A 26,908-nucleotide genomic window follows, 5' to 3' on the forward strand; every position below is an offset into this window, starting at 1 on the left:
GTCCGGCCGACGCCGCCGGACCCGGTCCGGTGCGATCGGATCGCTGCGGAGTTGTCGGGGTCCTCGACTAGTCTTGTGACCTGTGAGTGAACCGACGGACGCGCCTGCCACCGCTCCTCCCGAGGCGCGCGAGCGCTGGCAGGATCTTGCCGAGCAGGTACGGGAGCACCAGTTCCGCTACTACGTGCGCGACGCGCCGATCATCTCCGACGGTCAGTTCGACGCACTGCTCGGCGAACTCCAGGCGCTCGAGGAGCAGTACACGGAGCTGCGCACCCCGGACTCACCGACCCAGCTCGTCGGCGGAGGGTTCGCCACCGATTTCACCGCTGTCAGCCACCTCGAGCCCATGCTCAGCCTCGACAACGTTTTCGACGAGGACGAGCTGCGGGCATGGCTCGCGCGCGCGGAGACCGAGACCGGGACACACCCGGATTACCTGTGCGAGGTGAAGATCGACGGTGTGGCGCTGAGCCTGGTGTACGAGAACGGCCGACTCGTGCGCGCCGCGACCCGCGGCGACGGCCGTACCGGTGAAGACGTCACGCTCAACGCGCGCACGATCGACGAGGTGCCCGAAAAGCTCACCGCCACCGAGGAATACCCGATCCCGACGCTGCTCGAGGTACGGGGCGAGGTGTTCTTCCGTCTCGAAGACTTCCAGAACCTCAACGCCGGTCTCGTCGCCGCCGGAAAACCGCCGTTCGCGAATCCGCGGAACTCGGCGGCAGGGTCGCTGCGACAGAAGAATCCCGCGGTCACCGCGCAGCGCCGGCTGCGCATGTACTGCCACGGGTACGGCCGCATCGAGGGGTTCTCGCCGCGATCGCAGTCGCAGGCGTACGACGCGTTCGCCGCGTGGGGTCTGCCGGTCTCGCCGCACACCCTCCGCGTCCGGGGAGCGGACGCCGTCGTCGAGCGCATGCGGTACTGGGGCGAACACCGTCACGACATCGAGCACGAACTCGACGGCCTGGTCGTGAAGATCGACGACATGGGCCTGCACCGCCGGCTCGGTGCCACCTCGCGTGCCCCGCGCTGGGCGATCGCCTACAAGTACCCGCCCGAGGAAGTGACCACCAGACTGCTCGACATCCGGGTGAGTGTCGGACGCACCGGCCGGGTCACGCCGTTCGCGTACATGGAACCGGTCACCGTCGCCGGATCCACCGTCTCGCTCGCGACGCTGCACAACGCGTCCGAAGTGGTGCGTAAGGGCGTGCTCATCGGCGACACCGTGGTGATCCGGAAAGCCGGCGACGTCATCCCCGAGGTCCTCGGACCCGTCGTCGACCTGCGCGACGGCACGGAACGTGAATTCGTGATGCCGAACGTATGCCCCGAGTGCGGGACCCCACTCGCGCCCGCGAAGGAAGCCGACGTCGACCTGCGTTGCCCGAATTCGCGGAACTGCCCGGCACAGTTGCGCGAACGGGTCTTCCACGTCGCCGGACGCGGTGCGTTCGACATCGAGGCACTGGGATACGAGGCGGCGACGGCCCTGCTCGAAGCGAACGTGATCTCCGACGAGGGCGATCTGTTCTCGCTGACCGAGGACGACCTCCGGAAGGCGCCGTTCTTTCTCACGTCGAAAGGCGCGCTGTCGAAGAACAGCGAGCGTTTGCTGCAGAACCTGGACAATGCGAAAGAACAGCCGCTGTGGCGCGTCCTGGTCGCGCTGTCGATCCGGCACGTCGGTCCCACGGCGGCACGCGCTCTCGCGACGGAGTTCGGCAGCCTGGACCGGATCCGGGCGGCGTCCCTCGAGGAACTCGCCGCCGTCGAAGGCGTGGGTCCCACGATCGCCGCCGCCGTGGTCGAGTGGTTCACGGTGGACTGGCACGCCGCCATCGTCGACAAGTGGGCCGCTGCCGGGGTGCGTATGGAGGACGAACGCGACGAGTCGATCGCACGCACACTCGAGGGTCTGTCCATCGTGGTCACCGGCACGCTCGCGGGGTTCTCGCGCGATCAGGCGAAGGAAGCCATTCTGGCGCGAGGCGGCAAGGCCGCCGGTTCGGTATCGAAGAAGACCGCGTTCGTGGTGGTGGGCGACAACCCCGGCACCAAGGCCGACAAGGCGACCGATCTCGGCGTGCCCGTGATAGACGAGGACGCGTTCAGAATCCTGCTCGACCAGGGCCCCGACGCCGTGCGCGAGGTGGGGTAACGCCCCCGACGGGCATCCACCCGGCGGCGCGCCCGCGTTCGCCTCGTCGGTGCCGGGTGCTCGCTCCTATCTCCTGACACATCTCGGAAAGCGCCTCTCGGTCGCCGTGAACAACGGCATGATCGGAAGAACGTGCTGTGAACGTGTCCTTCGGTGGTCGTCCTGTTGCGAGTCGGATCGGTCCGCGCGACGGGCTCCGAGGCGAAGGCGTTGATGTTCCGACGCCGGAGACGTGGGGTGGAGATGGTCGAAATGTCTGTGACGGACCCCAGGGCGTCGTGGGCGCCGGTTCCGGGAACGCTCGTTTCGGCACGGAGCATCGAACTGGACGGGCCGTGGGGACACGTGTTCGGTCCGCTCGACCTCGATATCGACGAGGGCGGAGTCTCCGTGCTGGCGGCACCGGCCGGGGCGGCACGCACCGCGTTGATGATGGCGTTGTGCGGACGGATGCGCCTGACCGGCGGTTCGCTCACCGTCCTCGGATACGAGGACCAGCCGAGAAAGGTGTTCGCTCATTCCGCGATCGCGTGCATGAACGAACTCGACGAGGTGCCGCCCTCGGTCACCGTGCGCGATCTCGTCACCGAACAGAAGCGGTGGGATTCGCCCTGGTACCGGCTCGTGCCACGGGTCGACGAACGCGGAGTCGCGGACATGTGCGAGGAGGTGTTCGGCGACGTCGAACTCCCGCACCTGCGGGCTTTCATCGACGACCTGCCGGAACTTCAGCAGATGCTGTTGCGTATCGCGGTCGCGAACACCCGGCGCCCGCCGCTGCTGGTGGTCGGGCGGCTCGACCGGATCGCCGACGACGCCGAGCGCGCGGTTCTTCTCGAGAGGCTGATCGCACTGGGCGAGACGCAATCGGTGATCACCGCCGACGTGAATCCGATTCCTCCCGGGGCCGCGGTGCGGACCCTGGTGGACTTGCACGATCTTCTGGGGCCGGGCGACATCGGCGTCATGACCGAGACGGGGTAGCGATGCTGGCTGCGTTTTCGCTGGGGAGCGACATCACACGGTACTTTCGCGGCACGATGCCGCGTGTCGCGCTCGTCACCATCATTCTGATGCCGTTGCTCTACGGCGCGATGTACCTGTGGGCGTTCTGGAATCCGTTCGGTGCGGTCGACAAGATCCCCGCGGCGATCGTCAACAACGACACCGGACGTTCCTCGACCGGCCAACAGGTCGATGCCGGCGATCAAGTCGTCAAATCGCTGCTCGACTCGGGAAAGCTGGATCTGATCGAGGTGCCGGAGAGCGAGGCGACTGCCGGTCTCGCGAGCGGTAAGTACTACTACACCGTGACCATCCCCGAGAACTTCACGGAGGCAGTGGAATCCCCCAGCGGGGACAATCCGGAGAAGGCGAACCTGGTGTTCACCTTCAACGACGCCAACAACTATCTCGCCACGATCATCGCGCAGGACGCCTCCGAACAGGTGCTCAACCAGATCAACGCCACCATCGGCGCGGAGGGCGTCGGACAGATACTCACCGGGCTCGAAAGCGCGGGTTCGGGGCTGAAGAAGGCAGCGGACGGCGCCGGCACACTCGCGAACGGGATCGACACGGCCAAGAGCGGAGCAGACCAGCTCACCTCGGGGTCGCGCGAACTCGCCGACAACCTCGTCACCGCCCGTGACGGATCGGCCCGGCTGGCCACCGGCGCGAACGAACTCGCCACCGCCGTGGACGGCGTCGCCGATCCGCTGCTGGGCTTCCTCAACAGCGGCGCACCGACCGATATTGCCGACCGGGTGACGCAACTGAGGCAATCGCTCATCGCACTGGAAAGCCGGGTGCCCCAGCCGGTGGAGGCCGCGGCGGGGTCGGCGCTGCAAACGGTCGTCGACGTGCTGGGGCAGAGCAACGATCCGCTTGCCCAGCAGGCCCTTGCCGTGCTGGGCCCGCTCGCAGCGCAGCAGGTGCAGACAGACGCAGAGGCGTTGCGCGCGGAGATCGTGCGCTTGCAGGGCGAAGCCCAGGCCGTCGAGTACGAACTGCTCGACCCGAACAGTCCCCTCCAGAGCGGGCTGGCGTTGCTGCAGAGCGGCGATCTGGCGTCGGATGTGGAGCAGTTGCGCAACGGGGTGGACGAATTGAGTTCGGGCGCGGGGACGCTGAATTCCGGGCTGATCGAGCTGACGGACGGGAGTTTCCGGCTCGCCGACGGTGCCGGACAGTTGTCGTCGGGAATGGAGCAGTTGCAGTCGGGCTCGGACGAACTGGCCCAGCAGCTGTCACAGGGCGCTGGCGAGGTGCCGAGCTGGACGGATCAGCAGCGCACCGCGACTGCCGACACCCTGGCCTCGCCGGTGGCGTTGAAGCAGGACTACAACAACCTCGCGTCGACGTTCGGCACCGGGTTCGCTCCCTTCTTCCTCTCATTGGCACTGTTCGTCGGCGGCATCATCACGTGGATGCTCTTGACACCGTTGCAATCCCGTCCGACGGTCGGTGGAGTCGGGCTGTACCGCACCGTCTTCGCGTCGTACTGGCCGGCGCTGCTCGTCGGTATCCTGCAGGCGCTGGTCATGTACGCGGTGGTGCATTTCGGCGTGGGTCTCGACGTCAAGCACCTCGCCGGGACGATCTTGTTCCTGATGCTCATCGCGGCGACCTATCTCGCCATGATCCAAGCGTTCAATGCGGTCTTCGGGACGGCGGTCGGGCGGGTCGTCACCCTCGCATTCCTGATGCTGCAACTGGTCTCGGCAGGCGGCATCTATCCGGTACCCACGACTGCGAAACCGTTCCAGTACATCCATCCCTTCGACCCGATGACCTACACCGTCGAGGGGTTGCGGCAGCTCACGGTCGCCGAACAGGTCGACTCGCGCCTGTGGGTGGCCGTGGCAGTCCTGGTCGGGCTCCTGCTGGTGTCCCTCACCGCAAGCGCCCTGGCGGTGAGGCGAAACCGGCGGTACACCATGCAGCGGCTCTATCCGCCGGTGGAGGTCTGACACTTCGGGCTGTGGGCGCAGGGCCCGGCAACGGAGGGGTCTGGGTAACGCCGGCGAAGGCTAGGCGAGAACGGTACCGATGATGCCCGCGAGATAGCCGATCCGCGCGATCTCCGACGGGCGGAACTCCGGTCCACCGGGCCGGCCCAGCACGAGCACTCGGTCGGGCGCTCCCAGCGGCGCGGCGGCCAGCATCGTGTTCATGTCGCGCCACAGGCCGGGAACCCAGTCCGCTTCGTGGTCGAGCAGCGTCGATTTCGCCAGTGGCATCCACGGAACGTCGGCAAGGTGTGTCTCGGGGGCTCCGGCGCTGCCGGCGATGCGGTAGATGCCGTGTGTACCGATTCCGAGCACCGTCGCCCATCCGACCCGCAGCACACGCGGGGCACCGTCGACGAGAACCTGGAGCCGGTCGTCCCGGGCCGCGGCGACGTGATCGATCAACTCGAGTTCCCGGTGGGTGTCCAGAATGCCCGCGTACGGCCGGATGGAATCGACCGTCACACCGTCGAGCGACTCCGCGGCGGTCAGGAGGGTGTCGGGCAGTTTGCCCGGATCGACATCGACCACGAGATCGTCGATCGCGTAGTCCGTGCCGCGTTCCACGACATCGAGCGAGAGGATGTCCGCTCCGACAGAACCGAGAGCCAAGGCGAGCGCGCCGAGGCTACCGGGACGATCGGGTAGCCGGACACGCAAGAGATATGACACGTACGTCCCTTCCCAGAGGATGCCGGCGCCCCGTACGCCGGCCCGGGATCGCAGTGCACCCCGGTGGGGCACATCTTTCCACCCGCCGCACGCCGATTGTGACCGCCCATCACCGGTTTCGGCGATCCTCACCCGAAAATGCCCGGTCGCGGCCATCCGATTCACAAGAACGCAACAATTCCTTTGTACGAACGAAACAGCGCGACGGCGAACGGGGCGCACGGGGGGTGATCGAACCGACTGCACGACCGTATCGGGCACGCACTACCCTGGACAGGAAGTTCAATTCCCATCGGAAAGGGGCCACCTACGGTGCCTGACATCTCCCGTGACGAGGTCGCGCACCTCGCCCGGTTGTCCCGGCTCGCGCTGACCGACGCCGAACTCGACGAGTTCTCCGGCCAGCTTGATTCGATCCTCAACCATGTCAAGGCGGTGTCGGAGGTGGCCGCGGACGATGTCGCGCCGATGGCGAACCCGAACGCCGTCACCAACGTGACACGGCCGGACGAGGTGATTCCCGGACTGTCGCCCGAGCAGGCGCTGTCGGGTGCACCCCTCGTCGAGGAAGGACGGTTCTCCGTCCCGCAGATCTTGGGGGAGGGCGAATGAGCACCGATTTGACACGGCTCGACGCCGCGACGCTCGCCTCGCGGATCCACGCCGGTGACCTGTCGTCCGTCGAGGTGACCCAGGCGCACCTGGACCGCATCGGAGCGGTCGACGGCGGCTACAACGCGTTTCTGCACGTGGCCGGAGAGCAGGCGCTCGACGCTGCGCGTGAGGTCGACCGCGCCGTGGCCGCAGGCGAGACGCCGGCGTCCTCGCTCGCGGGCGTGCCGATCGCGCTGAAGGACGTGTTCACGACCACCGACATGCCGACGACGTGCGGGTCGAAGATCCTCGAGGGCTGGGTGTCGCCGTACGACGCGACGCTGACCACCAAGCTGCGGCAGGCGGGCGTCCCGATCCTCGGCAAGACGAACATGGACGAGTTCGCCATGGGCTCGTCGACCGAGAACTCCGCGTACGGCCCCACCCGCAACCCGTGGGACACCGATCGCATCCCGGGCGGATCGGGCGGCGGCTCCGCGGCCGCGCTCGCGTCCTACCAGGCGCCCCTCGCGATCGGCACGGACACAGGTGGATCCATCCGCCAGCCCGCCGCGGTGACGGCAACGGTCGGCACCAAGCCCACGTACGGCACCGTGTCCCGGTACGGACTGGTGGCGTGCGCATCGTCGCTCGACCAGGGTGGGCCGTGTGGCCGCACAGTCCTCGATACCGCCTTGCTGCACGAGGTGATCGCCGGTTACGACCCGCGCGACTCCACCTCCGTGAACGCCCCGGTGCGCCCGGTGGTGGACGCTGCCCGTCAGGGTGCATCCGGCGACCTGACCGGTCTGCGGGTGGGTGTGGTCAAGGAACTCCATTCCGACAGCTACAACCCCGGCGTGATCGCCTCGTTCGACGCGGCAGTCGAGACTCTGACCAAGCTCGGCGCCGAGGTGGTCGAGGTCTCGTGCCCGCACTTCGAGTACGCGCTCGCGTCCTACTACCTCATCCTCCCGTCCGAGGTGTCGTCCAACCTCGCTCGCTTCGACGCGATGCGTTACGGCATGCGGGTCGACGACGGCACGATGAGCGCCGATCAGGTGATGGCGGCCACCCGCGCCGCGGGCTTCGGCAAAGAAGTCAAGCGCCGCATCATGATCGGTACCTACGCTCTCTCGTCCGGCTACTACGAGGCCTACTACGGCCAGGCCCTGAAGGTGCGTCGTCTCATCGCGCAGGACTTCGACAAGGCGTACGAGCAGGTCGACGTGCTGGTCTCCCCGACGAGCCCGTTCACTCCGTGGAAGCTGGGCGAGAAGGTCGACGATCCGCTCGCGATGTACCTGTCCGATCTGTGCACGCTGCCGACGAACCTCGCCGGTCACTGCGCGATGTCGGTGCCGTCGGGCTTGTCCGCGGACGACGGGCTTCCGGTCGGCCTGCAGATCATGGCTCCGGCGATGGCAGACGAGCGCCTCTACCGCGTGGGTGCGGCATACGAGGCTGCCCGGGGCCCGATCGTGGCCTGAGCGTCCCCGCGTCGCCGTCGACGACCCGCAGGCTCCCTCCCGGAGCCTGCGGGTCGTTCCGTGTCGCCGCTCGATCACGGAGTGCACTGCGCCTGATCCTGTCCGTACCGGTGACCGTGGCCGGGCGCAGCGTCGAGGGAGGTGAGCAGGTCCACGGTCGTCTGCGCGAAGGTGATCACCGGTAACCACGGCGGGACGGGGGCATCCACCCGCGCATGGGACAGGTCCGGAGGCGACCAGAGCAGCGAAGGCTGCCACCACACCACCGGATCCGAACTGTTCGCCAGGACGGTTCCTCCCGGAGGGCTCATCCCGGCGGGTGGACCCGACAGCACCGTGTCGCACGACCCCGGTTCGGCATCGGGGAGCGCCGCGGCGGCACCGGACGCGCCGAGACTCTGCCCGTACACGTGCACCTCGGGGCGGTGGGACGCCGGCATGCCGTCGACGTGGGCGCGCACGGCAGAGGTCAGTGTGCGGGCCGATTCGGCGGCTGCGTCACGATCGGTGAGGAAGGTCATCCAACTCGGGGCGTCCGAGTACTGCTGAGCGACGATCGCGACATCGGTTCCCCAGCGTGCTTCGAAGCCTTCGACGGCGTGCGCGTCCACCCACCCCGACCCCGTGGGTACCGCGAGCACGAGATGCGCGCGGTCGAATCCGCCGGCCCGTTCCAGTTCCCGGACGGCCAGTGCCGCACGCTCCGGGACGTCCGGGGCGGACTCCAGACCCACGTAGGTGCGGACAGCGGATCCGGCGGAGGCGAGGGACACGAAACGCTGCCCCTCACGTCCGAGAGTGTCCCATCCGACGAGGGAATCCTTCGATCCCGCGAGCCCCGCGGCGGACGGAAGAGGCGACAGGGAAGTGGGGTCCGGGGCGCCGGGGGCAGGGGAGAGCAGTGCCGATCCGGCAGCGAACCATGTTGCAAGACAAGCTGTACCGATCGTCACCGCAATTCGTCGTCCTCGCCGGTTCCGCAGGATCGTGCGTACCGCCCGTGCCGAGAAGACGAGGAGCGCGGCGACGATCGATGCCGTGACGAACACGTCGAGCCAATAACGCGGCCCGATCTGTGCCTGTCCCATCGCCTCTCGCAGCGCGTTCTGCCAGTGGTGTGCGCCGGTCCCGGCGATCACGACGGACGCGGCGGCAACGGACGCGGCGAGGTACCGCACCTCGGTCTCGCCGGATACGCGTGCCGGGCGCGGGGCGCGCATTCGCGCGATACCCGCCCGGACCGCCAGTGCCAGCACGACCACCAGTCCGGACACCAGCCCTTGCGTCGACGACGTGCGGGGAAGCAGCGACGGCGCGAGTGAAAACCAGAGTGCGACAGCGATTGTGACACTGGTACCGATCGTCGGTCCCGACGATGCCAGGACGGACCGGACGCGCCCGGCGGTGCCCGGGTGCAACGGCGGGGACCCGGCAGTGTGGTCGCGAGCGAGGATGCTCATCGGCGGGCCGCCCTTCGCACTGCCCACGCGCCCAAGACGACCGGGAGTGCGCCGAGACCTGCCACCATCAGGAACGACGCGGGGGATTCGGAGATCGGGATGCGGTAGCCCTGGCGCCAGGAGTTGAGACGCACGAAGGTCGTGGCGAGATGGGCCGCGGGCATACAGGACGGATCGCTCTGGGCTGCATCGGATTCGCACGTGGCACGCAGGTGACGTGCGAGCATCGCATCCAGCTCGCGGCGTGCGTCGGGACCCAGTTCCTGTCCGCTGTCCCGGGCGAAACGCAACATGTCGTACCCGAGATCGTGGACACGGCACGCGGCGTCGAACGAGCTGGGGAGCGGGACCGGAGACGAGCAGTCCCCGTCGGGGTCCGCGAGGACCTCTGTGGATGTGAACCCGGGCTCGGTCACCGGCGAGTAACCCATCGTGGCGGCGAAGTCCGCAGGAAACGCCGCCATCGCAGCGGCGGTGTCGTCGGTCGCGAGAGCGTGGACGGCCGCAGCGGTGGCCGTGATATCCACGGGGGCGGTGGCCGCGAGCGCGTGCGGCGCTCCGGCCGATGGGGATGGGATACCGGTGGCCGCGGAGGGCGTCGCGCTTACGCACAGCGCCGCCCCTGCGCCCACAATGAGGGCGGCCGCACCCCGGCGGACCAGCAATCGCAATGTCATGGCGGCGACGCTAGGAACGGAACACACCCGCACGGATCACGCGACGGAGCGGTCCGGAGCGAGCGGCCCGTACCGGAGGGTCGCCCGGATCTCACTCTCAGGTATGAGGACAGGCGAGGGGCGCAAAACCTAGCGTGAACGTGTGAAGAAGCGGGAATCGTCGGGAATGCGGTCCACGGGGCGGTTCGTCCGCCGGCACTGGGCATCGATGTGCGTCGTCGCGGTGACGCTCATTCTGTACGCCGTCGCCTGGCCCACCCTGCGCCTGACCCACGAGGTGTCGCCCCAGGTGATGCCGCTGCTGTCCGCGGCGGCGGTGTTCCCGATGTTGCTCGTCTGGGTCCGGCCGCTTCTCGGCTGGGCCCTCACCGCGGCGACGGCGCTCGTCGTCCCGGTCGTCGTCGACCGCGTCGACGGGTTCGACTATCCGTGGCAGGTCGTGCACATCATCGTGATGCTTGTGCTGGTCGCAGCGGTGAGCGTCCGTGAAGACATCCGCGTCGTCCTCGCGGTGTGGCTTGCGACGGTACTGCTCTTCTTCGGATTCGTGCCGGGCAACGACGGCTGGGGCTGGGCCATCGGGATCACCGCCGTCGTCGTGTTCGGATTACTCGTGCGCTGGCTCGTGATCTCCCGTCGGCAACTCGCACACGAGGAGGAGGTCAGCGAACTCGAGCGTGCACGGCGCGCGATCCTCGAAGAGAAGGCGCACATCGCGCGCGACCTGCACGACATCGTCGCCCACCACATGTCGATGATCGTCGTGCAGGCGCAGAGCGCACCGTATCGGCTCCCCACGATGCCAGACGAGGTGCGCGCGGAATTCGACACGATCGGCGCCGCCGCTCGCGAAGCGCTCAACGATGTGCGCGGCCTCCTCGGCGTGCTCCGCAGCGACGGACAACTGCCGGAGAGCGCGCCGCAACCCGGCCTGGACCGGATTGCCGATCTGTTCGAGGCCTCACGGCGTGCCGGGATCCGGCTCGACGCCCGGACGACGGGGGTGCCGGTGGGCGTGACCGACGCCGTGGCGCTGACGATGTACCGAATCCTGCAGGAATCTCTCACCAACAGCGCACGGCACGCGCCCGGCGCGGAAGTAGCGACCTGCCTCGAGTGGGGAAAAGGAACCGTGACGATCTCGGTGACCAACGGCCCCGGAGAACCGGGTGATTCGGCACCGGACCACGGCGGCGGTACCGGCATCCGCGGGATGGCCGAACGCGCTGCGGCCGTCGGGGGAAACCTTGTCGCACACCCGCGACCCGACGGGGGGTTCGAGGTGCGGGCACTGCTTCCGACGCTCGCGGCCTAGGCTGGCGGCCGATGATCGAGTTCGAGAGACCCGTCACCGTATTCATCGCCGACGACCAGGCGATGGTGCGACAAGGCTTCGGCGCGTTGCTTGCCGCGCAGCCGGACATCAGTGTTCTCGGCGACGCGCCCGATGGGCGGGCCGCCGTCACCGAGGTGGCGCGGCTGCGACCGGATGTCGTCCTCATGGATGTGCGGATGCCCGAGATGAACGGCCTCGACGCGGCCCGGCTCATCCTGTCCGACACGCGCGAACCCCGTTCACGCGTGCTGATGCTGACCACGTTCGATCTCGACGACTACGTGTACGAGGCGCTCGGGATGGGGGCGAGCGGGTTCCTGCTCAAGGACGCACCGGCCGACGAGTTGGTCCGTGCCGTGCGGGTCGTGGCGAAGGGGGAGGCACTGCTCGCGCCGACCGTCACGCGCCGGCTGATCGCCGACGTCACCCGGCGTCGCCCCTCACGGCGTCGGCGTGACGACACACTCGGCGTCCTGACCCCTCGCGAACTCGAAGTCCTCGAACTGATCGCGCACGGATTGTCGAACACCGAGATCGCCGAGCGCTTGTTCGTCGCCGAGCAGACCGTCAAAACCCACGTCGGCAAGGTTCTGGGCAAGCTTCACCTGCGCGACCGTGCGCAGGCGGTGGTGATCGCCTACGAATCGGGGCTGGTGACTCCGGGTTAGGGCTGCCCTGTCGCGGCGTAACGGGCAGGATGGCAGGGCGGAACGAAGTCCATTCGACGGAGGTATGCATGACGACGATCGGGATTCTTACGAGCGGCGGGGACTGCCCGGGCCTCAACGCTGTCATCCGCGGCGCGGTCCTGAAAGGCACGGAAGTCCACGGCCAGGAGTTCGTCGGTTTCCTCGACGGTTGGCGCGGACTCGTCGAAGGCGACGCGATTCCGTTGGATCGCAGCAGAGTTCGTGGTCTGGCCCAGCAGGGCGGCACCATTCTGGGTACCAGCCGGTTCGGTCCCTATCAGGGCCCGCAGGGCGGTGCGCAGAACATTCAGGCCACTCTCGACCGGCTCGGGGTGGACGCAGTCGTCGCCATCGGGGGTGAGGGCACGGCGGCGGCGTCGAAACGCCTGTTCGAGGACGGGATCAAGATCGTCGGTGTTCCCAAGACGATCGACAACGACCTCAGCCACACCGACTACACCTTCGGGTTCGATACCGCCGTGGAGATTGCCACCGTGGCGATCGACCGGCTGCGTACGACCGGCAATTCCCACAAACGGTGCATGGTCCTCGAGGTGATGGGCCGGCATGCAGGATGGATTGCGCTGCATTCGGGTACCGCCGGTGGCGCCCACGCCATCCTGATCCCGGAACACCCCGAGAGCCTCGAGCAGATCTGCGAATGGGTGCTCAGCGTCCGCAACCGCGGACGTGCGCCGATGGTGGTCGTCGCGGAGGGATTCAAGTTCCCGGATATGGACGAGGCGTATTCGACCAAGGGACTGGACGGGTTCGATCGCCCCCGGCTCGGCGGTATCGGCGAGGTGCTCGCGCCCCTGATCGAGGAGCGCACCGGCATCGAAACCCGCGCCACCGTGCTCGGACACATCCAGCGCGGTGGTGTTCCGACCGCGTTCGACCGGGTGCTCGCAACCCGCCTCGGTATGGCGGTGACCGATCTCGTCGCCGACGAGGAATGGGGACACATGGTCGCGCTGCACGGCACCGAGATCGCCCGGGTCGGGTTCGACGAATCGCTTGCCGACCCCAAGTTCGTGCCCGAGTCGCGCTATCAGGAAATGCGCGTTCTCTTCGGCTGAGGCCGCGCGGGGTGGCCGGGTACGAGCCCGCGCCGCCCCGTTCGGGGGGCGGTCTAAAATCAGGTGCATGACTGCCTCTGTGTCTGCCGACCTGCTCGCCTACGACGACGTGCTCGCGAAGTTCGAGCCCGTGATGGGCATGGAGGTGCACGTCGAATTGCACACCGCCACCAAGATGTTCTGCGGGTGCCCGACGGGGTTCGGCGCCGAGCCCAATACCCAGGTGTGCCCCGTGTGCCTCGGTCTCCCGGGCGCACTGCCGGTGGTGAACCAGGCGGCGGTCGAGTCGGCGATCCGGATCGGTCTGGCCCTGAACTGCTCGATCACCCCGTGGGGCCGGTTCGCGCGCAAGAACTACTTCTACCCGGATCAGCCGAAGAACTACCAGATCTCGCAGTACGACGAGCCCATCGCCACCGACGGCTACCTCGACGTGGTGCTCGACGACGGCAGCACCTGGCGCGTGGACATCGAACGCGCGCACATGGAGGAGGACACCGGCAAGTCGTTGCACGTGGGCGGCGCCACCGGCCGGATCCACGGTGCGAGCCACTCGCTGCTCGACTACAACCGTGCGGGAGTGCCCCTCGTCGAGATCGTCACCAAGCCGATCGTCGGTGCCGGAGAACGCGCGCCCGAGGTGGCACGCGCCTACGTGACCGCCCTGCGCGACCTGCTCCGCGCGCTCGACGTGTCGGATGTGCGCATGGACCAGGGATCGATGCGGTGCGACGCGAACATCTCGCTCATGCCGATCGGCGCGAAGGAGTTCGGTACCCGTACCGAGACGAAGAACGTCAACTCGCTCAAGTCGGTCGAGGTGGCCGTGCGCTACGAGATGCGCCGTCAAGCCGCAGTGCTCCTCTCCGGCGGTGAGGTGATCCAGGAAACCCGGCACTTCCAGGAGGCCGACGGCACCACATCCCCGGGTCGCCGCAAGGAAACCGCGGAGGACTACCGGTACTTCCCGGAGCCGGACCTCGAACCGGTCGCACCCGACGCCGCGTGGGTCGAAGAACTGCGCGGCACGCTCCCGGAGCTGCCGTGGTTGCGTCGGGCCCGCATCCAAGCCGAATGGGGTGTCTCGGACGAGGTGATGCGCGACCTGGTCAACGCCGGCGCCCTCGACCTGGTCATCGCCACCACCGAGGCGGGTGCGCCCGCCGACGCGGCGCGATCCTGGTGGGTGTCGTACCTGACGCAGCAGGCCAACACGCGCGGAGTCGAACTGGCCGATCTTCCGATCAGTCCGAAGCAGGTCGCGCAGGTCATTGCGCTCATCGACAGCGGCAAGCTCAACAACAAGGTCGCCCGCCAGGTCGTCGATCACGTGCTCGCGGGTGAAGGCGATCCCGAGCAGATCCTCGAGGCGCATCCCGAACTCGTCGTGGTGCGTGACGACAGCAAGCTGCAGGCTGCCGTCGACGAGGCGCTCGCCGCGAACCCGGATATCGCCGAGAAGATCCGCTCCGGCAAGGTCCAGGCCGCGGGCAAGATCGTCGGCGACGTCATGAAGGCGACACGCGGACAGGCCGACCCCGCCCGCGTCAAGGAACTCGTTATCGCTGCCTGTAGCTGACGTCCTGCTGAACACCACCGCGGCCGAGCCCGTTCCGGGCCGGCCGCGGTGGTGTCTGCACGAACGTTTCCCGGACCGCAGTCTCTGCCCGGGCGGGCCGGACCTCAGTCGAAGCCGCCGCCGCCCGCGGGGAACTGGATGCGCACGACGCGGTCGTCGTTCGGTCCGGGTTCACCGCCGGACTTGTTGACCGTCGAGATCCAGAGCAGACCGTCCGGGGACGACGCCGCCCCGCGAAGCAGGCCGTAGCGATCCTGAACGGTGAGGACCGGCGCGGCGGTGACCGCACCCGATCCCGGATCGATCGCCACCACGGCGACCGCTTTCCCGCCGGTCAGCGCTACCGCGATACCGTCCGGCGACGCGGCGCATCCCGCCACGCCGGGCCGCTCGGGCCAAGTCCATGCCGGGCCCGCACCGACGGAGCCGTCCGCGCCGATGCGCTGGAGACGATCTTCGAGTTCGGTCCGGTCCGTCACCCACAGATTGCCGCCCGGGTCGCGGCACACGTCACCGGCCGTGCCGATGCCCGAGAGCACCACGGTGGGCACCGGTGCGGTGCCCGGCGCCGGAAGCGGAAACTCGAGCAGTTTCCCGGCCAGAGAAGCGGGATCGGTTGCCGCGGAGCCGTTTCCCGCATTTCCGGTGAGGACGACCATCTCCGTGGCGGACGTGAATTCGATGGCGCCACCGTTTCCCGTCGCGCCGCGGGGTATGCCGGTCAGCACATCCTTCGGGGTGTCGCCGGCCGCGACCCGCACGACCCGGTTGTCGGTGGGGGTGGTGATGTAGGCGTAGAGCAACCGGTCTTCGTCGAAGGTGGGGGACAGCGCCACATCGAGCAGGCCGCCGTCACCCGAAGCGTCGACGGGGACGGTGGCGATTTCCACGGGCTCGGTGTCGGGCGCGACCTGGAGGATTCGTCCGGTCCGTCGTTCCGTCACGAGTGCGGCACCACCGCCGGGCAGGGTCACCAGCCCGCCGGTCGTGTCGAGACAGGTCGCGACCACTGCCGGATCGGGATCTTCACACGGCCCCGGGGGCACGGCGGAGGCGTTCGGCGTCGTCGTGGTCGTCGTGGGGTCCTGCGGCCCGAAACCGGGACCGGAATCGAAGGTCGGTTCGGGGGTGAACGGTGTCGATGCCGCATCGTCGAACCTCGCGCAGGACGACAGCGCGAGAACCCCGACGGCCAGTGCCACCGCCGCCGTCCGAACACCGCGCGAACCTGTCGACTGCCTGCCCCACGTCATAGCGCAAACGTTACCGGCACGCCGCGTGTCGCCTCCGGATGCCGGGTGCTCGGGCGCCCGGAGTCCTACCCTGGTGGCGTGACCGACAAGGAAACCGGCCGATCGCCGGAAACAGGATCGAGTCCTTTCGACGAGCCGACACTCCAGATGCGGCGCACTCGTGCCTCCCGGCTGGAGTCCGAGGACGACCTCGACCTCGACGGATCGTCGTTCGGTAGCGGTGCCCACGCGGCGCCCACCGAGCAGATGTACCGGCCCGGCACCGCCGGTGGCTACGTGGCGGATCCCGCGTCCACGACCGTCGAGCAGCATCCGGTCAAGGTTCGACGCGGCACCCTCGATCTCGGGTTGCTGATTCTGCGACTCGCGGTCGGTGGAACCCTGATCGCCCACGGCCTGCAGAAACTGGTCGGGTTGTGGGGCGGGCCCGGACTCGACGGTTTCGAGGAACTGCTGCGCGAGGCCGGATATCAGCAGCCCCGGGTGCTTGCGATCGTCGGCGCGGTCGGCGAGACGGCGGCCGGTGCGCTGCTCGTGCTCGGTCTGCTGACACCTCTTGCCGCGGCGGCGGTGGTCGCGATCATGATCAACGCCGTGTTGTTCAAGCACGACCTCGAGCCGGGCGTGCAGTACTTCGCGTCCGACCGCTCCGGCTTCGAGTACGAGGTTCTCCTCGCCGCAGCGGCGGTGGCGCTCACGCTCACCGGTCCCGGCAGGATCGCGGCCGACGGCCCGCGCAAGTGGGCGACACGTCCCTTCCTCGGATCGTTCGTCGCGTTGCTGCTCGGCGTCGCGGCGGGTGTCTGTCTGTGGCTGTTCGGCCGCTGAGACCACGGAAAACGGCGGGGGCCGCACACATGTGTGCGGCCCCCGCCGTCGTCTCGTTCGTGCCCGTGATCAGGGCACGTAGCGAACCGCGCCCTTGTCGGCGGAGGTGGCCAGCGCGGCATACGCGCGCAGCGCGGTGGTGACTGTGCGCTGACGATCGACCGGCTGCCAGGGCTTCTCCGACGCCTCCATCTTGGCGCGACGGGTGGCGAGTTCCTCGTCGGACACCAGCACCTCGAGCGTGCGGGTCGCGACGTCGATGCGGATCTGGTCACCGGTCTCGACCAGACCGATCGTGCCGCCGGCGGCCGCTTCGGGGGAGATGTGCCCGATCGACAGCCCCGACGTGCCACCGGAGAACCGGCCGTCGGTGATCAGTGCACACACCTTGCCCAGGCCGGCGCCCTTGAGGAAGGCGGTGGGATGCAGCATCTCCTGCATTCCGGGTCCGCCCTTGGGGCCTTCGTAGCGGACGACCATCACGTCGCCGGGCTTGATCCGCTTCTGCAGGATCGCCGAGACCGCTTCCTCCTGGGACTCGACCACGAGCGCAGGCCCCTGGAAGGAGAACAGGTCCTCCTCGATACCCGCGGTCTTGAGGATCGCGCCGTCGAGGGCGACGTTGCCGCGCAGCACGACGAGTCCGCCTTCGACGGTGTACGCATGTTCGACGTCGCGGATGCATCCGCCGGCCGCGTCGGTGTCGAGCGAGGACCACCTGTTGTCGGTGGAGAAGGGCTCGGTGGTGCGCACACCGCCCGGGGCGGCGTGGAACAACTCGAGTGCTTCGTCGGATGCTTTTCCGGAGCGGATGTCCCAGGTGTCGAGCCACTCGTCGAAGCTCTTGGTGTGCACCGTCGACACATCGGTTTCCAGCAGTCCGCCGCGTCGCAATTCGCCGAGCAGTGCGGGGATGCCACCGGCCCGGTGCACGTCCTCCATGTGGTAGTCGGAGTTCGGGGAGACCTTCGACAGGCACGGCACCTTGCGGCTGATGGCGTCGATCGTCTCGAGGTCGAAGTCGACCTCGCCTTCCTGGGCGGCGGCAAGCGTGTGCAGCACCGTGTTGGTCGACCCGCCCATCGCGACGTCGAGCGCCATCGCGTTACGGAAGGCGGCGGGAGTGGCGATGTTTCGCGGCAGCACGGACTCGTCGCCGTCGCGGTAGTAGCGCAGCGCCGCCTCGACGACGGTGGTTCCGGCCCGCTCGAACAGTGCGCGTCGTGCGGAGTGCGTCGCCAGGGTCGAGCCGTTGCCCGGGAGGGCAAGGCCCAGTGCTTCGGTGAGGCAGTTCATCGAGTTGGCGGTGAACATGCCCGAGCACGATCCGCAGGTCGGGCACGCGCTGCGCTCGACCTCGTCGAGACCTTCCTCGCTCACCGAGTCGTTGGCCGACGCGGAGATCGCGGTGATGAGGTCGGTGGGTGCCTGTGCGACGCCCCCGACGACGACCGCCTTGCCTGCTTCCATCGGCCCACCGGAGACGAACACGGTCGGGATGTTCAGGCGCATCGCGGCATTGAGCATGCCCGGCGTGATCTTGTCGCAGTTCGAGATGCACACCAGCGCGTCGGCGGTATGTGCGTTGACCATGTATTCCACGGAGTCCGCGATGATTTCGCGGCTCGGCAGCGAGTACAGCATTCCGCCGTGGCCCATCGCGATACCGTCGTCGACCGCGATGGTGTGGAACTCGCGTGCCACGCCGCCGGCTGCCTTGACGGCCTTGGCGACGATCTCGCCGACATCCTTGAGGTGGACGTGGCCGGGAACGAATTGCGTGTACGAGTTCGCGATGGCGACGATCGGCTTGCCGAAGTCGGAATCGGTCAATCCGGTGGCGCGCCACAGTGAGCGCGCGCCGGCTGCATTACGTCCGACGGTGGTGGTGCGTGACCTCAACGGGGGCATGGCTGACTTCCTTGACGGGTTGTGCGCAAGCGGCGGACCGCATCCGGTCGCCGTGGCTGGGGCCTGTTCCGGGTGGCGGCACAGTCGAATTTACTCGTGTGCTATTTCGTCTCGGTATCCGAGTCGGGTTCGCTCACCTCGTCGCGTGTGCCGGATGTCGTGTCGTCCTTCGCCGGTGAGCGTTCGGCAGCGGCCGCTTCGGCTGCGCGCGCGTCGTCGGCGGCTGCGTACGGGTCGGTGATGCGGCCTCCGCTGGCTTCGGCGAGTTGCGGCAGGCGTCCGAAGGTGACGACCGGCAACGGAACCTCGGAGTCGTCGGTGAGCGTCGCGCGGGCCCAGCCGCGCTTGGGGAAGCGGATGCCCTTCAGGGACTCCCACGGGATCGTCGTGGTGGAGAAGGTCGAGCGAGCGACAACTCCGTCGGGGCCGACGACGGTGCGCACGCGGACCACCCACGCGGCGACGAGGAACGGGATCACGAGGGTCCACGCGAAAGCTTCGGGCCACGCGAGGGCGGGAGAGGCCAGCGCAAGGAACAGAAGCCCGCACGCGAGGAACGACAGGCGCGAAATCTGGATGACCTGCGTCGTCGAATCCGGCATGTGGGATGATGGGGGAGGTGGCACGGGCTGCTGTGAAGATGACACCTCTACATCTTGTCACTGCAGCCGCGGCATCTCACATTCTGGGACAGTAACCACACCAAGTTGACTGTCTCCCCACCACGCGCCTACCGTCAAGCGCGTGAATCAGAATGGGTTGCTCGTAATCGGCCGGCGCGTCGTCGCCTGAGCCGCATTCTGCAACTCGCCCACGACGCGCCACCCTCGTACAGCACAACGCTGACGAGGGTTTTTTGTTGCCCGGAGCCAGAATCAGAGGAATTGCAGTGAGCGCACCAACCGCACGGCCTCATCCCTCGCCGCGGAAGCCGGGGGCCGGAACCCCAGCCGCCGCCGCTGCCGCGGCGCAGCCCGCCACCCGACGCCAGGTCGCGCCCGAGCGCGTCACCGGCGCACAGTCGGTAGTCCGAGCCCTCGAAGAGCTCGACGTGGATACGGTCTTCGGCATTCCCGGCGGCGCGATCCTCCCTGTCTACGACCCCATTTTCGATTCGAAGCGGGTGCGGCACGTCCTCGTCCGGCACGAGCAGGGCGCGGGCCACGCTGCCACCGGATACGCGCAGGCGACCGGCAAGGTCGGCGTGTGCATGGCGACGTCCGGACCCGGCGCGACCAACCTCGTCACACCGCTCGCGGACGCGCAGATGGACTCCGTGCCGCTCGTCGCGATCACCGGGCAGGTCGGGCGCCCCCTCATCGGTACGGATGCATTCCAGGAAGCCGACATCTCCGGCATCACGATGCCCATCACCAAGCACAACTTCCTGGTCACCGACGGCGCCGACATCCCTCGCGTGCTCGCGGAGGCGTTCTACCTCGCGTCGTCGGGTCGACCCGGTGCGGTCCTCGTCGACATCCCGAAGGACATCCTGCAGGCCCAGACCACCTTCAGCTGGCCACCGGAGATGCACCTGCCCGGCTACCGGCCCGTCACCAAGCCGCACGGCAAGCAGGTCCGCGAGGCGGCACGTCTGATCGCCGATTCGCGTAAGCCGGTGCTCTACGTCGGTGGCGGCGTCATCAAGGCAGAGGCTTCGGCCGAACTGCTCGAACTCGCCGAACTGACCGGGATTCCGGTCGTCACGACGCTCATGGCGCGCGGTGCGTTCCCCGACACCCACACGCTGCACTGCGGAATGCCCGGCATGCACGGCAATGTCGCGGCCGTGGCGGCGCTGCAGAAGAGCGACCTGCTCATCACTCTCGGCGCCCGCTTCGACGACCGTGTCACCGGTCAGCTCGACTCCTTCGCGCCCGACGCGAAGGTGATCCACGCCGACATCGATCCCGCCGAGATCGGCAAGAACCGTCACGCGCACGTCCCGATCGTCGGTGACTGCAAAGAGGTTCTCGTCGAGCTCATCGAGGCGATGCGCGCGCATCTCGCCACCAACACCACGCTCGACTACACGGCATGGTGGGCGTACCTGGACGACATCCGTCGCACCTACCCGCTGAGCTACGACCGCCCGTCCGACGACTCCCTGTCGCCGCAGTTCGTGATCCAGGCTGTCGGCAAGCTCGCCGGACCGGACGCGATCTACTGCGCGGGCGTGGGGCAGCACCAGATGTGGGCGGCGCAGTTCATCGACTACGAGAAGCCGCGGACGTGGCTCAACTCCGGTGGACTCGGCACGATGGGCTACGCGGTGCCCGCTGCGATGGGCGCCAAGATGGGCCGCCCGGACACCGAGGTGTGGGCCATCGACGGCGACGGCTGCTTCCAGATGACCAACCAGGAACTGGCGACGTGCGCCGTCGAGGGTGTTCCGATCAAGGTTGCCCTGATCAACAACGGCAACCTCGGCATGGTCCGCCAGTGGCAGACGCTGTTCTACGAGCAGCGGTACTCGAACACCGATCTGTCCACGCATTCGCTGCGTATCCCGGACTTCGTGAAGCTCGCCGAGGCGCTCGGTTGCGTCGGTATCCGGGTCGAACGGGAAGAGGACGTCGAGCCTGCGATCCGTCGCGCCCAGGAGATCAACGATCGCCCGGTCGTCATCGACTTCATCGTCGGCAAGGACGCCCAGGTGTGGCCGATGGTCGCCGCCGGTACCGGTAACGACGAGATCATGGCTGCCCGGGACATCCGTCCCTTGTTCGACGAGGACACTGCCGCGGACGACGCCACCGTCGTCGACGCGGTCATCGAACGTGATCAAGCACGCGGCCGTCAGGCTGCAGCCGAGGAGGAAGCCAAGTGAGCACGAGCCACACCCTCAGTGTCCTCGTCGAGGACAAGCCGGGCGTGCTGGCCCGAGTCGCATCGCTGTTCTCGCGGCGCGGCTTCAACATCGAATCGCTTGCGGTCGGTGGCACCGAGATTCCGGAGATCTCGCGTATGACCATCGTCGTCACCGTCGATGCGTTTCCTCTCGAGCAGGTCACCAAGCAGCTCAACAAGCTCGTCAACGTCATCAAGATCGTCGAGCAGGAGGACGAGGCGTCCGTCGCCCGCGAACTTCTGCTCATCAAGGTGCGCGCGGACGCGAGCGTTCGCACCCAGGTCATCGAAACCGTGAATCTCTTCCGCGCCAAGGTGATCGACGTGTCGCCGGAGTCGCTCACGATCGAGGCCACCGGCACCCGGTCCAAGCTGGATGCGCTTCTTCGCATGCTCGAGCCGTACGGGATCCGAGAGATCGTTCAGTCCGGCGTCGTTGCCGTCGGACGCGGTCCCAAGTCCATCACGGCCACCCGTTAGCCTGAACACACCCATTTGCTGAAAGAGGTAGGAACTGTGGCAGTCGAGCTTTTCTACGACGACAATGCCGATCTGTCGATCATCCAGGGCCGCAAGGTCGCTGTGATCGGTTACGGCAGCCAGGGGCACGCACACTCCCTGAGCCTGCGTGATTCCGGTGTCGACGTGCGCATCGGGCTGAAGGAAGGCTCGAAGTCGCGGGCCAAGGCAGAAGAGGCCGGCCTGACCGTCGGTACCCCGGCCGAGGTTTCCGCATGGGCCGACGTCATCATGCTGCTCGCCCCCGACACCGCCCAGGCGTCGATCTTCACGAACGACATCGAGCCCAACCTCGAGGACGGCAACGCGCTGTTCTTCGGCCACGGTCTGAACATCCACTTCGGGCTCATCAAGGCTCCGGAGAACGTCACCGTCGGCATGGTCGCCCCCAAGGGCCCCGGCCACCTGGTGCGTCGTCAGTTCGTCGACGGCAAGGGCGTCCCGGCACTCATCGCGGTCCACCAGGATCCCAAGGGTGAGGGCGAGAGCCTGGCCCTGTCCTACGCGAAGGCCATCGGTGGCACCCGCGCGGGCGTCATCAAGACGACCTTCAAAGAAGAGACCGAGACCGACCTCTTCGGCGAGCAGGCCGTGCTGTGCGGCGGCACCGAAGAACTGGTCAAGACCGGTTTCGACGTCCTCGTAGAGGCGGGCTACTCGCCCGAGATGGCCTACTTCGAGTGCCTCCACGAGCTCAAGCTCATCGTCGACCTCATGTACGAGGGTGGCATCGCCCGCATGAACTACTCGGTGTCCGACACCGCCGAGTTCGGCGGCTACCTCTCGGGTCCGCGCGTCATCGACGCCGGCACCAAGGAGCGCATGAAGGACATCCTCAAGGACATCCAGGACGGCACCTTCGTCAAGCGACTCGTCGCCAACGTCGAGAACGGCAACAAGGAGCTCGAGGGTCTCCGCAAGGAGAACGCCGAGCACGGCATCGAGGTCGTCGGCAAGCAACTGCGCGACCTGATGAGCTGGGTCGATCGTCCGATCACCGAGACTGCATAGTCGTTTCCATTTCGCCACGACGGCAGCCCGCCACCCCGAAAGGGTGGCGGGCTGCCGTCGTTCCGGTGCGGCCCCCGGCGGTCGGTGCGTGCCGAGACGAATATCGTCACGCGCCGGACGCGGACCGCACCGGCGGACCATACTTGCCCAATGTCGCTCTCGGCCGCCGCCAGCCGGATTCCCGGCATCGCCACGGCACGCAGGTACCAGCGCGGATGGCTGCGGACCGACATCACTGCGGGTTTGGTGGTCAGCGCACTGCTCGTGCCCACCGGCATGGGATATGCGGCAGCTGCGGGACTGCCTGCCCACATGGGCATGTACGCCACGATCGTGCCGATGCTGGTGTACGCGCTCGTCGGTCCGTCGCGCATCCTCGTGGTCGTTCCGTCTTCCGCCCTGGCACCGCTGATCGCGGCGGCGGTCGTTCCCCTCGCCGCGGCAGGAGATCCCTCCCGCGCCGTGGCGCTAGCCGGTCTGCTCGCCCTGATAGTCGGAATTCTGCTGTTGTTCAGCGGGATTCTGCGCCTCGGATTCATCACAGAACTGCTGTCCAACCCCATCAGGGTCGGATTTCTCAACGCTATCGCTCTGATCGTGATCGCGAGCGAGGTCCCGCACCTACTCGGTGCGAATACCCGGCCGGCCGACCTTTTCACGAACCTCAGGAATGCTGCGGACGCGGTGCGCGGGGGTGCGCTCGGATCGCTCGCCTTCCTCCTCGGCGGCGCTACCCTGATCCTGATCGTGGTGATGCAGGTGCTGTGGCCACGAGCTCCGGGCATCCTCGTCGGGGTCGTCGTGGCCACCGGGGTGACAGCCGCTTTCGGGCTGGGCGACAAACTCGAGACGGTGGGCGCGCTCCCGTCGGGGCTCCCGGGCCCGGCCCTCGGCGGGCTCGCGTGGAGCGACGTCGCGACCCTGCTCGGCCCCGCTGTCGCGATCGCCATCATCGGTTTCGCCGACACCTCCGTCGTGTCCCGCGCTTTCTCGTCCGAGCGCGGTGAGGACGTGAACGGAAGCTCCGAGATGCGGGCGCTCGGCGTCGCGAACCTCGCGGCCGGTGTCACAGGCGGGTTCCCGGTGTGCGGTAGCGGAAGCCGCACGCCTGTCGTCCAACGCGCGGGCGCGCACACACAACTCGCCGGAGTGGTGGGAGCACTGACGGTCCTTGCCTTCCTCCTGCTCGCACCCGGCGCGACGGGCAACCTTCCGCGTTCTGCGCTCAGCGCCGTCGTCATCGTCGCTGCGAGCGCGCAGTTCAAACTCGCCAAGGTCAGGCATCTGTGGCAGGTGGCCAAGATCGAATTCGGTTTGTGTATAGCGGCATCCGTCGCTGTCATCCTCGCGGGCGTGCTGCGAGGCGTACTGATCGCGATCGCGCTGTCGCTGATGGCGTTGGTGATCCAGGCCTGGCGGCCTCACCGCGCCGAACTCGTCGAAGTCCCCGGAATCGCCGGATATCACGACAGGGAGCGCCATCCCGAAGGCCACCGGATCAGAGGGCTCCTCCTGGCACGGTTCGACGCACCGCTGTTCTTCGCGAACGGCTCGATTCTCACGGGATATGTGCGCGCACTCGTACAGGAGCGATCGGATCGGGTGGAGTGGGTGATCCTCGTGGCGCAGCCGATCACCGATCTCGACACGACGTCGGTCGAAGAGATCGAGCGGCTCGATGAATACTTGTCCCACAACGGAATTCGACTCGTTTTCGCGGGATTGGAGGGCCAGGAGAGGGACAAGCTGCTGCGCATGCAATCGGCGAACCGTTTCCACCGGGAACGGTTCTATCCCACGACTCGTGCCGCCGTGATCGCCTTCCGGCACCGGCACGACACCGGTATCACGCAGCGGACAATTCGTGCGCGTCCGGACATTTCGCCGACGGGAACCACCGGACGGAGTGCACGGCGGAGGCCGCGCCCGGTGCCGGGCGCCAGGCATCTGCGGCGGCGGCACTGAGGTATCCGCGACCTCTTTCGACCGGCTATCGGTCGGGCTCAGGATCGCGTGGGGGGACTCCACCCCGCTCCGGTGTACCCCGGTGGGCGATCCCGGTGGGTCCGTAGTGGGGGCAGGGGCACTAAACTGTGTGCGGTCGCGGGTGAACGCGCCTTCCGACAGGCGTCGGCGCCGCCGACCACCCACACATTCACGACACAGGGAGTCCACACGTGAGCCAGAATGGCCGTCCAGTAGTCCTGATCGCCGACAAGCTTGCGCAATCGACCGTCGATGCGCTCGGTGACGGTGTCGAGGTGCGCTGGGTGGACGGCCCGGACCGCCCGGCGCTGCTCGCCGCCGTGCCCGACGCGCATGCGCTGCTCGTCCGGTCCGCAACGACTGTCGACGCAGAGGTGCTCGCCGCCGCGACCAACCTGAAGATCGTCGGCCGCGCAGGTGTGGGTCTCGACAACGTCGACATCGCCGCCGCCACCGAGCGCGGCGTGATGGTCGTCAACGCTCCGACGTCCAACATCCACTCGGCCGCTGAGCACGCTGTCGCGCTGCTGCTCTCGACCGCGCGCCAGATCCCGGCCGCCGACCGCACGCTGCGCGAGAAGACCTGGAAGCGCTCGAGCTTCAACGGCACCGAGATCCTCGGCAAGACCGTCGGCGTCGTCGGCCTCGGCCGGATCGGTCAGCTCTTCGCGCAGCGCCTCGCCGCGTTCGAGACCGACATCATCGCGTACGACCCGTACCTGCCCGCAGCGCGTGCGGCACAGCTGGGGATCGAACTGGTCGACATCGACGAACTCGTCGCGCGGGCCGACTTCATCTCCGTGCACCTGCCCAAGACCAAGGAAACCGCCGGTCTGCTCAACGCGGAGCGTCTTGCCAAGACCAAGGACGGCGTGATCATCGTCAACGCCGCTCGCGGCGGTCTCATCGACGAAGGCGCACTGTACGACGCGCTCGTCTCCGGCAAGGTCCGCGCCGCGGGGCTCGACGTCTTCAACTCCGAGCCGTGCACCGATTCGCCGCTGTTCGATCTCGACAACGTGGTCGTCACCCCCCACCTCGGGGCATCCACCTCCGAGGCCCAGGACCGGGCGGGCACCGACGTCGCGAAGAGCGTGCTGCTCGCACTCGCCGGCGAGTTCGTGCCGGACGCCGTGAACGTCTCCGGTGGCCCGGTCGGCGAAGAGGTCGCGCCGTGGCTGGAACTGGTCCGCAAGCTCGGCCTGCTCGCCGGCACCCTCTCGCCCGAGGCAGTCCAGAACGTGCAGGTCGTCGCGAGCGGCGAACTCTCGTCCGAGAACGTCGAGATCCTCGGACTCGCTGCGCTGCGGGGCCTGTTCTCGGCCAGCAGCGACGAGCCCGTCACCTTCGTCAACGCACCGCAGCTCGCCGAGCAGCGCGGCGTGACCGTCGAGGTCGAGAAGGTCAGCGAGGCGCAGACCCACCGCAGTGCCGTCGAGGTGCGCGCCGTGGCCGCCGACGGTCACGTCACGCAGGTCGCGGGTGCGCTCACCGGCCTGCAGCAGGTCGAGAAGATCGTCAACATCAACGGACGCAGCTTCGACCTGCGTGCCGAGGGCCACAACTTCATCGTGCACTACCAGGATCGCCCGGGTGTCCTCGGAACACTCGGCACCGTTCTCGGTAACGCCGGTATCGACATTCAGGCCGCCGCACTGAGCCAGGATGCCGAAGGCCCGGGCGCGACCGTCATCCTGCGCGTGAACCGCGTCGTGGGTGACGCCGAGGTCGCGCAGATCGTCGAGCAGCTCGACGCACGCGTCGCGCAGGTCGACCTGTCCTGATCGTTTCCG

General features: G+C 67.8%; 21 protein-coding genes. 15 read left to right on the forward strand and 6 right to left on the reverse strand.

Features of this window, described 5'->3' with window-relative positions; all coding sequences use genetic code 11:
• The first annotated feature begins 82 nt into the window (after nt 1-82).
• The 3 genes from ligA (at nt 83) to HF886_RS05400 (ending at nt 5,142) form a co-directional block, all read left to right on the forward strand.
• The gene (gene ligA, locus HF886_RS05390) at nt 83-2,170 is read left to right on the forward strand and encodes an NAD-dependent DNA ligase LigA (RefSeq protein ID WP_169619652.1); all 2,088 of its coding nucleotides are present in this window, start codon (nt 83-85) and stop codon (nt 2,168-2,170) included.
• 252 nt (nt 2,171-2,422) lie between these two features.
• Nucleotides 2,423-3,154 (forward strand): hypothetical protein, encoded by a 732-nt coding sequence (locus HF886_RS05395; protein ID WP_240951953.1) that lies wholly within the window; start codon nt 2,423-2,425, stop codon nt 3,152-3,154.
• Nucleotides 3,155-3,156: 2 nt separating this feature from the next.
• Nucleotides 3,157-5,142 carry a YhgE/Pip domain-containing protein gene (locus HF886_RS05400; RefSeq protein ID WP_169619651.1) on the forward strand — a complete coding sequence of 662 codons (1,986 nt, stop codon included), beginning with the start codon at nt 3,157-3,159 and terminating at the stop codon, nt 5,140-5,142.
• A gap of 60 nt (nt 5,143-5,202) precedes the next feature.
• Here the strand turns inward: HF886_RS05400 and HF886_RS05405 are convergent, their stop codons facing one another.
• Complete coding sequence (locus tag HF886_RS05405) at nt 5,203-5,853, reverse strand: amino acid-binding protein (RefSeq protein ID WP_169619650.1); 651 nt, start codon at nt 5,851-5,853, stop codon at nt 5,203-5,205.
• Between the two features lie 312 nt (nt 5,854-6,165).
• Here HF886_RS05405 and gatC point away from each other — a divergent pair, with 312 nt between their 5' ends.
• Together gatC and gatA are read left to right on the forward strand one after the other, a co-directional pair.
• Complete coding sequence (gene gatC / locus HF886_RS05410) at nt 6,166-6,465, forward strand: Asp-tRNA(Asn)/Glu-tRNA(Gln) amidotransferase subunit GatC (RefSeq protein WP_169619649.1); 300 nt, start codon at nt 6,166-6,168, stop codon at nt 6,463-6,465.
• On the forward strand, nt 6,462-7,937 hold the full coding sequence (gene gatA / locus HF886_RS05415) for an Asp-tRNA(Asn)/Glu-tRNA(Gln) amidotransferase subunit GatA (RefSeq protein WP_169619648.1): 1,476 nt from the start codon (nt 6,462-6,464) through the stop codon (nt 7,935-7,937). Before gatC ends, gatA begins: the two co-directional genes overlap by 4 nt.
• 74 nt (nt 7,938-8,011) lie before the next feature.
• On the opposite strand, the gene HF886_RS05420 is transcribed toward gatA, so the two are convergent.
• Both HF886_RS05420 and HF886_RS20890 read right to left on the reverse strand, forming a co-directional pair.
• Nucleotides 8,012-9,397 carry an alpha/beta-hydrolase family protein gene (locus HF886_RS05420; protein ID WP_169651745.1) on the reverse strand — a complete coding sequence of 462 codons (1,386 nt, stop codon included), beginning with the start codon at nt 9,395-9,397 and terminating at the stop codon, nt 8,012-8,014.
• Nucleotides 9,394-10,074, reverse strand: a complete 681-nt coding sequence (locus HF886_RS20890) for a hypothetical protein (RefSeq protein ID WP_206036534.1) — start codon at nt 10,072-10,074, stop codon at nt 9,394-9,396. The genes HF886_RS05420 and HF886_RS20890 overlap by 4 nt, the downstream gene beginning before the upstream one ends.
• A 166-nt stretch (nt 10,075-10,240) precedes the next feature.
• Here HF886_RS20890 and HF886_RS05430 point away from each other — a divergent pair, with 166 nt between their 5' ends.
• The 4 genes from HF886_RS05430 to gatB all read left to right on the forward strand — a co-directional run bounded on the left by HF886_RS05430 (nt 10,241) and on the right by gatB (nt 14,757).
• Nucleotides 10,241-11,389, forward strand: coding sequence for a histidine kinase (locus HF886_RS05430; protein ID WP_169651832.1), 1,149 nt, complete (start codon nt 10,241-10,243; stop codon nt 11,387-11,389).
• An 11-nt stretch (nt 11,390-11,400) separates the two neighbouring features.
• Nucleotides 11,401-12,078: a response regulator transcription factor gene (locus HF886_RS05435; RefSeq protein ID WP_169619646.1), complete on the forward strand. Its 678-nt coding sequence runs from the start codon at nt 11,401-11,403 to the stop codon at nt 12,076-12,078.
• Between the two features lie 68 nt (nt 12,079-12,146).
• Entirely contained in the window at nt 12,147-13,178 is a 1,032-nt protein-coding gene (locus HF886_RS05440) for a 6-phosphofructokinase (RefSeq protein ID WP_169619645.1), read from the forward strand.
• Between the two features lie 67 nt (nt 13,179-13,245).
• Nucleotides 13,246-14,757: an Asp-tRNA(Asn)/Glu-tRNA(Gln) amidotransferase subunit GatB gene (gene gatB, locus HF886_RS05445; RefSeq protein ID WP_169619644.1), complete on the forward strand. Its 1,512-nt coding sequence runs from the start codon at nt 13,246-13,248 to the stop codon at nt 14,755-14,757.
• A 104-nt stretch (nt 14,758-14,861) separates the two neighbouring features.
• Here the strand turns inward: gatB and HF886_RS05450 are convergent, their stop codons facing one another.
• Entirely contained in the window at nt 14,862-16,010 is a 1,149-nt protein-coding gene (locus tag HF886_RS05450; RefSeq protein ID WP_169651746.1) for a PQQ-dependent sugar dehydrogenase, read from the reverse strand.
• Between the two features lie 78 nt (nt 16,011-16,088).
• On the opposite strand from HF886_RS05450, the gene HF886_RS05455 reads away from it, so the two are divergent.
• The gene (locus HF886_RS05455; protein WP_296550417.1) at nt 16,089-16,838 is read left to right on the forward strand and encodes a DoxX family protein; all 750 of its coding nucleotides are present in this window, start codon (nt 16,089-16,091) and stop codon (nt 16,836-16,838) included.
• A gap of 69 nt (nt 16,839-16,907) precedes the next feature.
• Here HF886_RS05455 and ilvD read toward each other — a convergent pair whose 3' ends face one another.
• Together ilvD and HF886_RS05465 are read right to left on the reverse strand one after the other, a co-directional pair.
• Nucleotides 16,908-18,749, reverse strand: a complete 1,842-nt coding sequence (ilvD, locus tag HF886_RS05460; protein ID WP_169619642.1) for a dihydroxy-acid dehydratase — start codon at nt 18,747-18,749, stop codon at nt 16,908-16,910.
• Nucleotides 18,750-18,850: 101 nt separating this feature from the next.
• On the reverse strand, nt 18,851-19,375 hold the full coding sequence (locus HF886_RS05465) for a PH domain-containing protein (RefSeq protein ID WP_169619641.1): 525 nt from the start codon (nt 19,373-19,375) through the stop codon (nt 18,851-18,853).
• A 263-nt stretch (nt 19,376-19,638) separates the two neighbouring features.
• Between HF886_RS05465 and HF886_RS05470 the strand changes: the two genes are divergently transcribed.
• The 5 genes from HF886_RS05470 to serA all read left to right on the forward strand — a co-directional run bounded on the left by HF886_RS05470 (nt 19,639) and on the right by serA (nt 26,899).
• Complete coding sequence (locus tag HF886_RS05470) at nt 19,639-21,579, forward strand: acetolactate synthase large subunit (protein WP_169619640.1); 1,941 nt, start codon at nt 19,639-19,641, stop codon at nt 21,577-21,579.
• On the forward strand, nt 21,576-22,079 hold the full coding sequence (gene ilvN, locus HF886_RS05475; RefSeq protein ID WP_169619639.1) for an acetolactate synthase small subunit: 504 nt from the start codon (nt 21,576-21,578) through the stop codon (nt 22,077-22,079). Before HF886_RS05470 ends, ilvN begins: the two co-directional genes overlap by 4 nt.
• Nucleotides 22,080-22,115: 36 nt before the next feature.
• Nucleotides 22,116-23,129, forward strand: coding sequence for a ketol-acid reductoisomerase (gene ilvC, locus HF886_RS05480; protein WP_169619638.1), 1,014 nt, complete (start codon nt 22,116-22,118; stop codon nt 23,127-23,129).
• Between the two features lie 150 nt (nt 23,130-23,279).
• On the forward strand, nt 23,280-25,094 hold the full coding sequence (locus tag HF886_RS05485; RefSeq protein WP_169651747.1) for a SulP family inorganic anion transporter: 1,815 nt from the start codon (nt 23,280-23,282) through the stop codon (nt 25,092-25,094).
• A 212-nt stretch (nt 25,095-25,306) separates the two neighbouring features.
• The gene (gene serA / locus HF886_RS05490; protein WP_169619636.1) at nt 25,307-26,899 is read left to right on the forward strand and encodes a phosphoglycerate dehydrogenase; all 1,593 of its coding nucleotides are present in this window, start codon (nt 25,307-25,309) and stop codon (nt 26,897-26,899) included.
• The last annotated feature ends 9 nt before the right edge of the window (nt 26,900-26,908 follow it).

Origin of the sequence: Rhodococcus sp. 105337, from assembly GCF_012844225.1 — a bacterium.
GTDB lineage: Bacteria > Actinomycetota > Actinomycetes > Mycobacteriales > Mycobacteriaceae > Rhodococcus.

Bases quoted from the DNA above. Each gene is read 5' to 3' on its own strand.
- HF886_RS05395 (WP_240951953.1), top strand. From the start codon at position 2,423: ATGTCTGTGACGGACCCCAGGGCGTCGTGGGCGCCGGTTCCGGGAACG.
- HF886_RS05400 (WP_169619651.1), top strand. From the start codon at position 3,157: ATGCTGGCTGCGTTTTCGCTGGGGAGCGACATCACACGGTACTTTCGC.
- gatA (WP_169619648.1), top strand. From the start codon at position 6,462: ATGAGCACCGATTTGACACGGCTCGACGCCGCGACGCTCGCCTCGCGG.
- HF886_RS05420 (WP_169651745.1), bottom strand. From the start codon at position 9,397: ATGAGCATCCTCGCTCGCGACCACACTGCCGGGTCCCCGCCGTTGCAC.
- HF886_RS20890 (WP_206036534.1), bottom strand. From the start codon at position 10,074: ATGACATTGCGATTGCTGGTCCGCCGGGGTGCGGCCGCCCTCATTGTG.
- HF886_RS05430 (WP_169651832.1), top strand. From the start codon at position 10,241: ATGCGGTCCACGGGGCGGTTCGTCCGCCGGCACTGGGCATCGATGTGC.
- HF886_RS05435 (WP_169619646.1), top strand. From the start codon at position 11,401: ATGATCGAGTTCGAGAGACCCGTCACCGTATTCATCGCCGACGACCAG.
- HF886_RS05440 (WP_169619645.1), top strand. From the start codon at position 12,147: ATGACGACGATCGGGATTCTTACGAGCGGCGGGGACTGCCCGGGCCTC.
- gatB (WP_169619644.1), top strand. From the start codon at position 13,246: ATGACTGCCTCTGTGTCTGCCGACCTGCTCGCCTACGACGACGTGCTC.
- HF886_RS05450 (WP_169651746.1), bottom strand. From the start codon at position 16,010: ATGACGTGGGGCAGGCAGTCGACAGGTTCGCGCGGTGTTCGGACGGCG.
- ilvD (WP_169619642.1), bottom strand. From the start codon at position 18,749: ATGCCCCCGTTGAGGTCACGCACCACCACCGTCGGACGTAATGCAGCC.
- HF886_RS05485 (WP_169651747.1), top strand. From the start codon at position 23,280: ATGTCGCTCTCGGCCGCCGCCAGCCGGATTCCCGGCATCGCCACGGCA.